Annotated in this window: 14 protein-coding genes; 11 read left to right on the top strand and 3 right to left on the bottom strand. The window is 43.3% G+C overall.

From position 1 onward, the window contains the following. Positions 1–141 precede the first annotated feature (141 nt). The 3 genes from K370_RS04430 to K370_RS04420 all read right to left on the bottom strand — a co-directional run bounded on the left by K370_RS04430 (position 142) and on the right by K370_RS04420 (position 2,279). A complete protein-coding gene (locus K370_RS04430) occupies positions 142–510 on the bottom strand; it encodes a hypothetical protein (RefSeq protein ID WP_047539203.1) in 369 nt (122 codons plus the stop codon). 70 nt (positions 511–580) lie between these two features. Further along, positions 581–1,276 (bottom strand): response regulator transcription factor, encoded by a 696-nt coding sequence (locus K370_RS04425; RefSeq protein WP_052185177.1) that lies wholly within the window; start codon positions 1,274–1,276, stop codon positions 581–583. A gap of 22 nt (positions 1,277–1,298) precedes the next feature. Continuing rightward, the gene (locus K370_RS04420) at positions 1,299–2,279 is read right to left on the bottom strand and encodes a sensor histidine kinase (protein ID WP_235272692.1); all 981 of its coding nucleotides are present in this window, start codon (positions 2,277–2,279) and stop codon (positions 1,299–1,301) included. Between the two features lie 182 nt (positions 2,280–2,461). Between K370_RS04420 and K370_RS04415 the strand changes: the two genes are divergently transcribed. The 11 genes from K370_RS04415 to K370_RS04365 all read left to right on the top strand — a co-directional run bounded on the left by K370_RS04415 (position 2,462) and on the right by K370_RS04365 (position 12,477). Next, a complete protein-coding gene (locus tag K370_RS04415; RefSeq protein WP_047541627.1) occupies positions 2,462–4,267 on the top strand; it encodes a methanol/ethanol family PQQ-dependent dehydrogenase in 1,806 nt (601 codons plus the stop codon). A gap of 218 nt (positions 4,268–4,485) precedes the next feature. After that, complete coding sequence (gene moxJ, locus K370_RS04410; RefSeq protein ID WP_047539200.1) at positions 4,486–5,346, top strand: methanol oxidation system protein MoxJ; 861 nt, start codon at positions 4,486–4,488, stop codon at positions 5,344–5,346. After that, a complete protein-coding gene (moxG, locus tag K370_RS04405) occupies positions 5,346–5,936 on the top strand; it encodes a cytochrome c(L), periplasmic (protein ID WP_047539197.1) in 591 nt (196 codons plus the stop codon). The genes moxJ and moxG overlap by 1 nt, the downstream gene beginning before the upstream one ends. 94 nt (positions 5,937–6,030) lie before the next feature. Then, entirely contained in the window at positions 6,031–6,306 is a 276-nt protein-coding gene (locus K370_RS04400; protein ID WP_047539194.1) for a methanol dehydrogenase, read from the top strand. A 132-nt stretch (positions 6,307–6,438) separates the two neighbouring features. After that, the gene (locus K370_RS04395) at positions 6,439–7,464 is read left to right on the top strand and encodes an AAA family ATPase (protein WP_047539191.1); all 1,026 of its coding nucleotides are present in this window, start codon (positions 6,439–6,441) and stop codon (positions 7,462–7,464) included. Positions 7,465–7,580: 116 nt separating this feature from the next. Continuing rightward, a complete protein-coding gene (locus K370_RS04390; RefSeq protein ID WP_235272691.1) occupies positions 7,581–8,387 on the top strand; it encodes a DUF58 domain-containing protein in 807 nt (268 codons plus the stop codon). 19 nt (positions 8,388–8,406) lie between these two features. Next, complete coding sequence (locus K370_RS04385; RefSeq protein WP_152603140.1) at positions 8,407–9,393, top strand: hypothetical protein; 987 nt, start codon at positions 8,407–8,409, stop codon at positions 9,391–9,393. Beyond that, positions 9,394–10,401 carry a vWA domain-containing protein gene (locus K370_RS04380; protein WP_047539184.1) on the top strand — a complete coding sequence of 336 codons (1,008 nt, stop codon included), beginning with the start codon at positions 9,394–9,396 and terminating at the stop codon, positions 10,399–10,401. Next, on the top strand, positions 10,380–10,940 hold the full coding sequence (locus K370_RS04375; RefSeq protein ID WP_235272690.1) for a hypothetical protein: 561 nt from the start codon (positions 10,380–10,382) through the stop codon (positions 10,938–10,940). The genes K370_RS04380 and K370_RS04375 overlap by 22 nt, the downstream gene beginning before the upstream one ends. Next, the gene (locus K370_RS04370) at positions 10,937–11,953 is read left to right on the top strand and encodes a vWA domain-containing protein (RefSeq protein ID WP_047539179.1); all 1,017 of its coding nucleotides are present in this window, start codon (positions 10,937–10,939) and stop codon (positions 11,951–11,953) included. The genes K370_RS04375 and K370_RS04370 overlap by 4 nt, the downstream gene beginning before the upstream one ends. Continuing rightward, on the top strand, positions 11,950–12,477 hold the full coding sequence (locus K370_RS04365) for an SRPBCC family protein (RefSeq protein WP_047539175.1): 528 nt from the start codon (positions 11,950–11,952) through the stop codon (positions 12,475–12,477). Before K370_RS04370 ends, K370_RS04365 begins: the two co-directional genes overlap by 4 nt. The last annotated feature ends 3 nt before the right edge of the window (positions 12,478–12,480 follow it).

Genomic DNA, 12,480 nt, shown 5'->3' with positions numbered 1-12,480 from the left:
GAAAACAATGATATTTATCTCATTAAATGCTGATAAAAAATTGCGAATAGCATTTTTTTCCTAAAATAATGACGAGAAAATAGCATGATTGTTAAAGAGTTTTTGGGAGGTTTTGTTTGGTTAACCCTCATTAATATATATCTAGTTTATGTAAGTAATGTTTGAGCATTTGTTATTAATAAACGTTAACTCAGTACGTTTATAGGTGTTTTTTGAATTGTAGCTAACCAAATTATTGTAATGCCACATTTCGATAGAGTCTTTTTTTCTGGGAGTGGCGATTTGCGCATTTTCCTGCACAATTTGTGCCGCGTTCGTTGGCATTACCGGTGTGGTTTTTTTAACCGGATTGCCAAGGATTTTAACCACATCTTCCCGCGTTTTGCCATTCACTAGCTGAATGAAATCCATCTCTTTGTAGGTTGTTTTAGGGGAAACATCCTTAGCTTGTAATAGGTTTGAGGCGAATAACAATGCAATCGAGATGAAAGTGAGTTGGAAATGTTTCATATTGCTGTCCTTATGTAAATGGTTTGTTAATTGGTAAGTGATTTGTTAACTAATGTATAAAAGTGATGCATTAAGATTTGTTTTGCGTAATACCTAATTGAATAGCCAAATGCACCAGGTTGGCGGTAGTTTTTACATTAAGCTTTTGTTTTACTTGGGTTTGAATATTGGCGACGGTTTTGTAGCTGATATTTAAGCTATCTGAAATAAAACCTAGTGCATTGCCATTGGCTAGCTGTCTGAATACCTCAAACTCCCTTGGTGTCAGCTTGCCAAGCGGATTGTCTAGCTCGGTAATTAATTCCATGGCCAAATGCTGTGCCAGTTTTTGACCAATGTATTTGCCGCCACGCAACACTTTGTCTACCGCTTCCAGCAAAATGCTCACGTCATCGGTTTTGACGACATAGCCTTTAGCCCCAGCTTGAATGGCTCTTATGGCAAACGCGTTGCCTTCATGCATGCTGTAAACCAATATTCTGGCGTTTTTATCGCGCAGTATGATGCGCTGCATCGCCTCTAGTCCGCCAAGGCCAGGCATATCTAAATCCATTAAAATTAAATGTGGCTGGTGATCCTGCCAAAGTGAAATAGCATTTTCGCCGCTAGTGGCTTCTGCAACGACCTTATAACCCCATTGAGTTAATAGGCTTTTTAATCCCTGTCTGACAACAACGTGGTCATCAACAATCAATATGGATTTGTTCATTTTTGTTTGCGGCTTAATTTCCCGTGACGCGTTGTAGGATTCTTGATCTGGATACATTGGTTTTATCTTTAAAATTACGCTAAAGCGACATTAATGGAATTTTGGCAACCATCGTCACGCCCTGATTCAAGTGACTGGTCATGCTGAATTCGCCCATCAATGAAGTAACACGCTCTCTCATACCGATCATGCCCATGCCCTGAACGTTATCGCTGGCGTAGCCTTGACCGTTATCTTTAATTTCTAAGTAGATATAACGTTTGGCTTCGCTACGCTGTAATGACAGGCTAATCCACACGCTGGTCGCATTGGCATATTTAGAGATATTCGTCAGTGTTTCTTGAATGAGGCGATATATCGTAATGCTCATTTGCTGTGAGAACACGACTGAAAGCTGATCAATGCTGCTTTCCAAGATGATATGCGGGTGCTGCTGATGCCATTCTTGGGTTAACTGCTGGATGCTATCAAATAAGCCTTTTGTATCCGTAGGCGCTGGCCTTAAGCGGCGCATCAATGTTCGCGTCATTTCCTGAATATGCTGCGCATTGGATAAGATGCGTCTGGCATGTAAGTTAACCACCGTAGACTTAGGTTCAGCGTTGATGGATAGATTTAAAGCAGAAGCATCTAGCCGAATGGCTAATAGATACTGACCAATATCATCATGTAAATCGATGGCGAGCTGCTGGCGTTCAGCTTCTTGTACTTTAATAAGGTGTTGCGTAAGCGCTTTATTTTCGGTGAGTAAACACATTATTTTATTTTCTGCCTGCATGCGTAGCGCAATTTCACGGTCACGTTCACGTACTCTGCGGTAAGTAAACCAAGCTAAGCCAATTGCCATTAGCAGCAATAAAAATGGTACTTCATCCAGTTGTATTCTTTCGTATTTGGCAAACTCTCTAGTCAATGTTTCCGCTAAATCAATCCACATGATGAATAGATAGCTCACAAAAATGATGAGCGTTAGCAATAAGGCATCACGTTTAACAGCACTAAAGCGACCAAATAAATCAATTAATTTCATCGCGGCATCTTGCAGTAAAAGATACTGCATGAATAGAGGAAAGATTCCCAAGCGTATTTACGCCTATTGATATTAAGCCCATGTCCCGTGAAAACTTTCACCTAAAAACGGGAAAGATTCATCTTATTCAGCAAAGTGTGAAAGAGCAGAATGCGTTCAGCCAAATTGATCTTGATTGTGGCTTTTTAGTATTAACCTACCAATGGGAGACTATGGATATGAAACGCAAACAGGCTAACGCCAATGTTAGTGCAGCAATCGGCGCGCTTCTTGCAGTTGCAGTTGTTCAAACTGCATATGCTGATGCTGATTTAGATAAAAGAGTACAAGACCCAAATCAATGGGCGACACAAACAGGTAATTACACGAGTCAACATAATAGTGAATTAACGCAAATCAATAAAAGCAACGTTAAGAATGTAAAAGCGGCTTGGTCATTCTCAACGGGTGTTTTGCACGGTCATGAAGGCGCACCACTGGTGATTGGCGACATGATGTACATTCACTCTGCCTTTCCTAACAATACATACGCTGTTAATTTAAATGATCCTGGCAGAATTGTCTGGTCACATAAACCAAAACAAGACGCTTCAACAAAAGCAGTGATGTGTTGCGATATTGTTGACCGTGGTGTTGCTTATGGCGCTGGTCAAATTATCAAGAAACAAGCAGATGGCCACTTGCTGGCTTTGGATGCTAAAACAGGTAGCGTGAACTGGAAAGTTGAGCTTTGCGATCCTAAAGTTGGTATGACATTAACGCAAGCTCCATACGTTGTTAAAGATACAGTATTAATCGGCTGCTCTGGTGCCGAGCTAGGTGTTCGTGGTGCTGTGAATGCGGTTGATTTAAAAACAGGTGCATTGAAATGGCGTACGTTCGCAACAGGTCCTGACAATGAAATCAAGCTGGCTAAAGACTTCAATAAAGACAATCCTCACTACGGCCAATTTGGCTTAGGTACTAAAACTTGGGAAGGCGACGCTTGGAAAATCGGCGGCGGTACTAACTGGGGTTGGTATGCATATGATCCAAAATTAAACTTGTTCTACTACGGTTCAGGTAACCCAGCGCCTTGGAATGAAACAATGCGTCCGGGCGACAACAAATGGACAATGACTATTTGGGCGCGTGATGTGGATACAGGTGAGGCTAAATGGGGCTACCAAAAAACACCACATGATGAGTGGGATTTTGCTGGTGTAAACCAAATGGTGCTAACTGATCAACCAGTTAAAGGCAAAATGACGCCGCTATTAACGCACATTGACCGTAACGGCATTATGTACACGCTTAATCGTGACACTGGTGCGCTGATTCTGGCAGACAAAGTTGATCCGGCAGTTAACGTGTTCAAAAAAGTGGACTTAAAAACTGGTTTACCAGTGCGCGATCCAGAGTTCTCAACACGTATGGACCATAAAGGTACAAACATTTGTCCATCAGCGATGGGTTTCCATAACCAAGGTGTTGACTCATACGATCCTGAAAGCCGTACTTTATATGCTGGTTTAAACCACATTTGTATGGACTGGGAGCCGTTCATGTTGCCATACCGTGCAGGTCAATTCTTCGTGGGTGCAACACTCGCGATGTATCCTGGCCCAAGCGGACCAACTAAGAAAGAAATGGGTACTATCCGCGCATTTGACACTGTTACAGGTAAAGTCAAATGGTCCAAATGGGAGAAATTCGCAGCTTGGGGCGGTACGCTTTACACCAAAGGTGGCTTGGTTTGGTACAACACTTTAGATGGCCATATCAAAGCTTTGGATAAAAACAACGGTAATGAGTTGTGGAAATTCAAAATGCCTTCAGGTGGTATCGGTTCACCAATGACATACGCATTCAAAGGCAAACAATACGTTGCAAGTATGTACGGCGTAGGTGGTTGGCCTGGTGTTGGTCTAGTGTTTGACTTGACTGACCCAAGTGCAGGTTTAGGTGCTGTTGGTGCATTTAAAGAACTTCAACACCACACAAACATGGGTGGCGGTTTAATGGTGTTCAGCCTTTAATTTAAGGTTTAAACAGCAAAGTTCTAAAAAGTAAAACAGATAATCAGGGCAGCAAGTGCTGCTCTGGTTTCTGCAAAAAATATGAGTGCAAGGTTTTTGCAAATAGACATTTTGTTTAAGACGTTTTGATTAGGAACTATTTAATTAAAAGCCACGAGCGTTTATTTGGAAACACCCCGTGAAAGTTTAAAGCTCATTTGAAAGGAAGTAATTTAAATATGCACAGTAATAAATATCAATTATGCAAATTGGGATTAAGCGCAGCTTTATTCGGTTTGCTTGGCATCGGGTCAGTTCAGGCACAAGCAGAAGATCTGAATGTCTGTGCAGGTCAAGATGAGATGCCGTTTTCAAACAAAAATAAAGAAGGATTTGAGAATGCTTTGGCTGAGGTTGTAGGTAAGGCCATGAATCGCAATGTTAACTTTGTTTTTTGGAGCGATCCGCGCTATGTCGTGCGGGATTATTTGGACAAGAAAAAATGTGATGTGGTACTAGGCGCAGATGAAACCGATCCACGCATGTTAAAAACGGATCCTTATTACAAAACGGGTTATGTGTTTATCACCAGAGAAGATCGCGGTATTGATATTTCTTCTTGGAATGATGATTTGCTCAAAGAGCGCAACTTTCGTATTGGCGTTTTGCCGGATAGTCCAGGCAAAGTGATGTTGCTGCAAATTAACCGTTTTGATGACATGTTTGATTATTTTGCAGAGTTACAGCAATACCAATCCACTCGTAATAAATTCGTTAAGGTTTACCCGGATAGATTAGTAAAAGACGTAGAAACTAAATATATCCATTCATCCATGTTGTGGGCGCCAGAAGCAGCACGTTATGTGCGCGCATCGAAAACGCCATTAAAAATGCAAATTGTGAATGATGATGCTGTGAAATCTAACGGGCAGAAAGTGCCGATGCATTATCAAATCGTGATGGGTGTTCGCAAAGACGATAACGCGTTAAGAGATGAGTTGAATCGTGTGATTCATGAAAAGAAAGCTGAAATTGACGCCATTTTAAAACAGGAAGGCATTCCTCTAATGGCAGTGACTAATACTAAGGAAGGTGCGTAATGTTTAAAGGTTTTAAAAGTGCAAATGTGTCGTCATTACTGGCTGCATTATTAATGATGAGTTATTTGTCTGGTTGTAATGCTGCACCACAATCACCAGCCGCGGCAAGTGCTGATAAAACTTCTGGCAATCAAGAAGTGAAAGTGGCTGCAAATAAGGTTGAGGAAGAGGCGTCTGGTCCTCAATTAGATTTTCGCGGAACGATTTCTGGTGAGACTTTAGATTTTAACGACGGTAAAGGGCCTGATAGTCCTGCTGTAAAGAAATTTAAAGTCACAGGTCACAACCCTTATAACGAAGATAAAGAAGTCATTAATCGAGGTTACACCATTTTTGCAACAGCTTGTTCAGGTTGTCACGGCCATTTAGCAGAGGGTAAGTTGGGGCCAGCTTTGGCAGATGACTATTGGACTTATCCAAAGAACCTAACAGATAAAGGCTTGTTTGAAACATTATATGGCGGCGCTGAAGGCATGATGGGACCACAAAAAGGCTTAATTTCACAGGACGAAATGCTACAAATCATGAGTTGGATACGCAGCGTCTACAGTGGCGATCCTAAAAAAGCTAAGTGGCTAAAAAAAGACTAAAAGTTTAAAGGGAGTTCTTCTGAATCGCGCACTGGTAGCGTTCAGTCGATGTTTAGTATCACCAGCAACCAAGTTTATAAATAAGGAGATTTGAATGAAAGCTATTTTAACAGTGTTGGCAGCAGCAGGTGTGATGAGCGTTTCTGGCGCTGCTTTTGCATACGATGGTGGTAATTGTAAAGAGCCAGGCAACTGCTGGGAGCCTAAACCTGGCTATCCAGAAAAAATTGCCGGTTCTAAATACGATCCAAAACATGATCCAAAAGAAGTGGGCAAACAAGAGGCTTCAATCAAGGCAATGGATGCACGTAACGCAAAACGCATTGCTAATGCGAAAGCAACTGGCAAGTTTGTTTTCGAACTTGAGTAATTCATTGTAGTGACAAGGTCGGTGCTCTTTGCATCGACCTTTCTTGTTTTAAATAAGCGATAACCGAATTAGCAGGCTGCTTTAGTTTGAAAGCTTTGAGGCTTTGCACACTCACTAGGATTTTTGATTTCCATGACGCAAAAAAACAACATTGATTTAAATGCAGGCCGTGAAAAAGCGTTGCACTTTGAGCAATTACTGAATTCGGCCGTTATCGGTCAAGTTCAAGCTGTCAGGTCGCTGACGATCGCTATTTTTTCACGAGGCCATGTCTTGCTTGAAGGCGATGTTGGGGTTGGAAAAACCACACTATTGAGAGCCGCTGCACGATTATTAGGTGGTGCTTATCAGCGTATTGAAGGTGCTGTGGATTTAATGCCTTCAGATTTTTTATACCATGCCTATATCAATGAACAAGGCCAGCCAGCAGTTGCACCTGGCCCTTTGTTGCAATCGGAAGAAAAATTAGCCGTATTCTTTTTTAATGAAATCAATCGTGCCCGCCCGCAAGCGCATTCACTCTTACTCAGATTAATGGCTGAACGCAGTGTCAATGCGTTTAACCGAGAATATACGTTTCCACACTTAACAGTATTTGCAGACCGAAATCGCTTGGAGCGTGAAGAAACATTTGAATTGCCGGCTGCTGCACGTGATCGTTTCTTTATGGAGATTAGTATCAATGCGCCGAACGAACGCGAATTACAGCGTGATTTGATGTTCAATCTACGCTTTCAAAATACCGATGAATTAATTGAAAATTTACCCAGCAGTGTTGTTGCATATGACGAGTTAAATCGTTTAGCAACAGCGGTGCAAAACAGCATTCGTGCAGAGTTACCCTTACAGGATTACGCGCTCAATTTATGGAATGCATTACGCAATCCTACGGAAATTGGCTTGGAAATTGAAGACGTCGATATTACCCGTTTAATTGCCGGCGGCGCTAGTCCAAGGGGAATGGGCATGCTGATGCGTGCAGCACGTTGTCGCGCCTGGCTTGAAGGGCGTGACTATTTAACGCCTGATGATATCCGTGCTGTGTTTCACGATACCGTTGCACATCGCATCTTTTTCACACCAGCTTACGAACTGAGACGTGATGAGATTGCGCCAAGATTGATAGAAGGCGTGTTAGGAAAAATTTCTGCGCCCTGATAGTTTTTATCATAAGTGCTTTTGAGATTTTTATTTCAATCATTGAGTTGAGCTAGCCATTGAGCCATTTTATTCCCCAAGAATTTCACTATCGTCTAAATTGGCGCACGCACGGTGTGCGACCAGGTGCTCATGCCAGCAAGACCTTAGGCGGTAATGCCGACTTTAGAGGTTTTAGCCATTTTCTCAGTCATCCAGACCCAAAGCGGATTGATGTACGCAGAAGTTTAATGGTGGTGCCGAAGACGCTGATGGTGCGCACATTTTATGAACGTAACGCGATTACGGTGTACGCCATGATTGACGCATCTTCATCCATGGCTTTTGCTGGCGATGCGGATAAATGGAAAATGGTTGCAGAAATTGCCAGTGCAATTGCATGGTCATCCGCGCGCCAAGGCGATGCCTTTGGTTTATTGACTGCTGACGATGCATTGAGGCCGGATTTATCTGAATCAGCATCCAGCAGGCGTGGAGTAGCGCAACAGATATATCAAACAATCCATTCTGCAACGCTTAAATCACAGACTTCTGCCAGTGCTTTACCTCAATTAGCCGCGCAATTAAGCAATAAAAAATCGCTGGTTTTTTTGATTTCCGATTTTCATATTGAGATTGAAACATTAAAAACCACATTACAAGCCATGGCGATTCACGATGTTGTGCCAGTTGTACTGTGGGATGACGCCGAATATGAAAACATTCCTGAATGGGGTTGGGCAAGGGTGAGAGATCTGGAAACAGGCGCTGATGCTTCACTGTTTTTACGCCCTCAGTTATTACAAAAAATGACCGATAGCTATTTGTTAAAACGTAATACCTTGATTCAATTATGCAGAAAACTTGGCATACGCAAGCCATTTTTTGTGGGTAAGTATTTTAATGCTACCCAGTTAAGCCAACATTTACTTGGGTTAAGTTAAAGAAACGAATGGCATGAATATGATGAGTGCTTTAAAAGGTTTTTTTGCTCAATTTTTAGTGTTAACTATTGGCGTGATTTTTACACAATTCAGCGTTGCAGGTGACGCAGTAGTTAAAGCCAGTAATCAAACAGAAGTTAAGCTAAAGGTCAGTTCTCAACTGCGCGAATTGGGTTACACCATTGGTGATATTGCTGAGCAAACCCTGACGATTACAACGCCATTGGGTTATGTCTTTGATAAAGGCTCGTTGCCGACCATTGGCGCAAACTCTTCTCCAGTAGAACTAATCGGCGTTGATGTGAAAGAGAAAGATAGTCAACAAAGTACGCAACATATCGTGCATTTGCGCTGGCAGCATTTCAGATCCATGCCAGAGATTCGCCATTACCCATTAAAGCCGCTTAACCTCAAATTTACCCATGAAAGCAAAAAGCCGCTTTCGGTAAATATCAGTGCAGGGCAGATTCTGGTTGCGCCGCTGATTCCAACCGTGATTGCAGGCGATTCATATAAGAATTTACGTGCTGATGTAAAGCCAGAACAAATAAATCTCACAGGACATATGCTTTTATTGGCACTGTTTGCAAGCTGCGCTGCTGTTTGTTTAGCCTATTTGGCTTGGTATTTCGATTGGTTTAGTTTGCAGCTTGGACGTTTAAGACCTTTCCGTAAAGCCTATAGAGAGATTCGTCAATTATCCAAGCAGGAGCAACAGCCAGAAAACGCGAATGCAGTATCAGTCGCAATCCGTGCTTTAAGACGCGGCTTTGATGGCATTGCCGACTCTGCGATATCTGCTGAAAAACTGCCATTGATTTTTAGTACTAAAGCTTGGTTAACACCTGCCAGAAAAGAAATCGAAGATTTTTTCACGGATTCTGAGCGGGTGTTTTTTGCTGGCAAACCATCCACACACACTTTGCAGCAATTGCGTAAGTTAAGTCAGCGCTTGATGCAGCTTGAGTCTGCAGCTGCTTTAGAAACAAAAAAGAACACAGCGTAAATGTCTGATTTTGGTGTAGATGCAACTTGGCCTTTATTTCTCATGTTGTTGGCATGGTTGCCGCTGTTTGGCAAAAGTTATCAGGTGTTTCCGCATCCATCCATCAGCAGCTTGCCAGCGGATACGCTATCTATATATTTACACAAAACTTGGCGCGGATTAGGTGCGATTGCGATTATCAGCACCGCATTTGCCATGGCGGGGCCTTATTGGGGTGAACTGAATATTGAACGTTTAGGCCGCGGTGCGCATGTGATGATTGTGCTGGATAGAAGCGCCAGTATGAATGATGACTTTACCGATAGGCCGACTAGTCATGACGGTGCTTCAAAACCTGATGCTTCAAAAATGGCCGCAGCGCGCAGAGTGCTAGATGCTTTTATTAAACAAAGTCGCGAAGATTTAATTGGCATGGTTTCGTTCAGTACTTCGCCAATCCTAGTCGCACCTTTAAGTGGTGATAGAGAAGCGGTGCAAGCCGCATTGAATGCAACCGAGGCAGGCGGCATGGGCTTTACCGCAGTGGCGCGCGGTTTAGGTATGGGCTTGGATTATTTTGAAGGCAAGCCGATGACAGGTTCGCGCGTGATTTTGCTGGTGTCAGATGGTGCAGCGCATTTGGATGTCAAAACGCGTGAGTTATTGCGCAATATGTTTCAGCGGCAGCAAGCGTCGTTATATTGGATTTATCTGCGCTCAAAAAATGGTGCCAGTTTAAGCGATAGGCCGCCAGAAGGGGAAGAGCAGGCTTACCCGGAATATGAATTACATGCCTATTTTCAAACACTTGGCATGCCGTATCAGGCGTATGAAGCCGAAAATCCACAAGCGGTGCAAAGCGCAATGAAAACGATTGCACGCTTAAAGAATAAGCCCGTTTATTACAAGCAAGCCGCACCGCGACATGACTTAAGCAATATTTTTTATGGCATCGCATTAATCAGTGTGCTTGGTTTGTTAGTGCTCGCTCTTATGGAGGTGAAAAAATGGCGTTACGGTTCAGAATGATACCGATAGTCGCAATGACTTTAATTGCAGCGTGTACGGGAATGGCTTGGCAAGGTTATCAGCTGTTTCAAGATGATCAATACAACCGAGCAGTCGCATCCAAATCCTTAAGCGGAAAAAACACGCCAAGCGACATGATGTTGGATGCGTGGAAGTTGGCGCAACAAAAAGAGTACCAAAAAGCTTGGCAGCTTTACACAAAGGTTGCAGCAAGTAACGAACGAGACCTGCATGCCGATGCCCACTATAACGCGGCAAATTTGTATCAAAAACAGGCATTAAGTTTATTAGAGCAAAAAGGTTTAGGCGCTTGGGACGAAGTGACGCCCTTGCTTTCGATGGCAAAAGAGCATTATCGCAGTGCTTTGCGGTATCGGCCAGATTGGTTGGAAGCTAAGTACAACTTTGAGCTGGCGTTACGTTTTGCGCCCAACATCGAAAGCGCGACAAAAAAAGTAGTGAAAGAAGAAGAGCCTGAAGAAGGTTTGGCGGTGGATGGCTGGCCAAGTATTCCAGGCTTTCCTAGAGGCATGCCGTGATTGCTAAAAAGACCTTAGGCAAGTTAGATGTTAACGGCTGGCTATTGTTTATCGCGGCGATTGTTTTATTGGGCTGTTTACTCAAGCCACATATGCAACTGCCCAAGCCAGTTTATCACTGGATGATTGTGCTGGATATTACCCAAAGCATGAACGTGCGCGATTACAAAGAAGATGCGAATTCAATGAGTCGTTTGGCGTATGCCAAGCAGGGCATTCGTACTGCATTGCGTCGCATGCCTTGTGGCTCTAAGGTGGCGCTGGCTCTATTTACCGAGCGGAATGTTACCAATATCGTGCGACCGTTAGAGGTTTGTAGCCATTTTGGCGCTCTGGATGAAACCGTAGCAGGTTTAGATTGGCGCATGGCTTGGGCGGCAGATTCGTTTATATCACATGGAATTTTTGATGCGATTGCGCAAACAAAAAAAATAGACCCGAATATGCGCGTGTTATTTATCACGGATGGTCAACAAGCGCCGCCAGGCAATCCAGCTTATATGCCGGCTTTTGAAGGTAAACCTGGCGAAGTGAAGGGCGCTATCTTGGGGGCTGGCAATGTGGAAAAAAGTCCAATTCCGAAATTGGATGACCAAGACAATATCACGGGTTATTGGGAATTAGAAGAAGTGCAACGCTACGCCACATTTGGTATGGCAAGAGTGCAATCTGCGCTGGAGATGGAACATCAGCAAATTGAAAATCAGCATGGCCGAAATGCCCCGCATGGTTCTAACCCCGCCGCAATTGCCAACGCGAATCTTTCTGGCTTAGACGAAGTTAACCTGCAAACTTTGGCAAAAACCACTGGGCTTGAATATCAAACGCTGACAACGACACATGGTATAGCCGACGCGATGCATGCTAAAAGCATGCTGATCTGGCAGAAAGCAGATACCGATTTACGTCCTGTATTGGGATTTTTTGCGGTATTAATGCTCACTTTGTATTTTGTACCCAATACATATAAACAACGATTTTTTCAATACTTCAAATTCAGGAGAAATAAATGAAGTTCACTAGTAGTTTTTATTTAACAGCACTTGTGCTTGCAGCCATCGCTTTACCTGCGTATGCGCATGGCCCAACCCCGCAAAAAACTGATCAGACTGCACTGATTAACGCAGCACCAGCTGTGGTGTGGAAAAAATTGAGCGAACCATGCGCAATTGCAACATGGCACAGTGAAGTGAGCAATTGTGAATCTGCAACGCCATTAAATCGCACGCTCACCTTAAAAACCGGTGGCAAAGTGCAAGAAGAGATTGATGAGATTCTGCCAGCAGAAATGACGATTTCTTACCGTTTGGGTGGCGATATGGATGTAAAAGCCTTGCCAGTCAGTTCACTCACTGGCCGTATTAAAGTTACTGCAGAAGGCACTGGCTCACGCGTGAGTTGGTTGGCACGTTATTATCGCTTTGACACGACCAATGAACCGCCAAAAGGCTTGGATGATGAATCAGCGCAAAAAGCCGTGAATGCTTATGTTAAGGCCGCGTTGGAAGGCTTGGAGCGCGCGCCTGAAAAAAAGTAGTTA

Source organism: Methylotenera versatilis 7 (assembly GCF_000799165.1).
Taxonomy (GTDB): domain Bacteria; phylum Pseudomonadota; class Gammaproteobacteria; order Burkholderiales; family Methylophilaceae; genus Methylotenera_A; species Methylotenera_A versatilis_A.
The sequence above is the reverse complement of the archived record's forward strand: the minus strand, read 5'-3'. Positions and strand labels throughout refer to the sequence as shown.

Coding starts and splice junctions, on each gene's coding strand:
- moxJ (WP_047539200.1), top strand. CDS start 4,486: ATGCACAGTAATAAATATCAATTATGCAAATTGGGATTAAGCGCAGCT.
- K370_RS04380 (WP_047539184.1), top strand. CDS start 9,394: ATGTCTGATTTTGGTGTAGATGCAACTTGGCCTTTATTTCTCATGTTG.
- K370_RS04430 (WP_047539203.1), bottom strand. CDS start 510: ATGAAACATTTCCAACTCACTTTCATCTCGATTGCATTGTTATTCGCC.
- K370_RS04395 (WP_047539191.1), top strand. CDS start 6,439: ATGACGCAAAAAAACAACATTGATTTAAATGCAGGCCGTGAAAAAGCG.
- K370_RS04425 (WP_052185177.1), bottom strand. CDS start 1,276: ATGTATCCAGATCAAGAATCCTACAACGCGTCACGGGAAATTAAGCCG.
- K370_RS04385 (WP_152603140.1), top strand. CDS start 8,407: ATGATGAGTGCTTTAAAAGGTTTTTTTGCTCAATTTTTAGTGTTAACT.
- moxG (WP_047539197.1), top strand. CDS start 5,346: ATGTTTAAAGGTTTTAAAAGTGCAAATGTGTCGTCATTACTGGCTGCA.
- K370_RS04375 (WP_235272690.1), top strand. CDS start 10,380: ATGGCGTTACGGTTCAGAATGATACCGATAGTCGCAATGACTTTAATT.
- K370_RS04400 (WP_047539194.1), top strand. CDS start 6,031: ATGAAAGCTATTTTAACAGTGTTGGCAGCAGCAGGTGTGATGAGCGTT.
- K370_RS04365 (WP_047539175.1), top strand. CDS start 11,950: ATGAAGTTCACTAGTAGTTTTTATTTAACAGCACTTGTGCTTGCAGCC.
- K370_RS04420 (WP_235272692.1), bottom strand. CDS start 2,279: ATGCAGTATCTTTTACTGCAAGATGCCGCGATGAAATTAATTGATTTA.
- K370_RS04415 (WP_047541627.1), top strand. CDS start 2,462: ATGGATATGAAACGCAAACAGGCTAACGCCAATGTTAGTGCAGCAATC.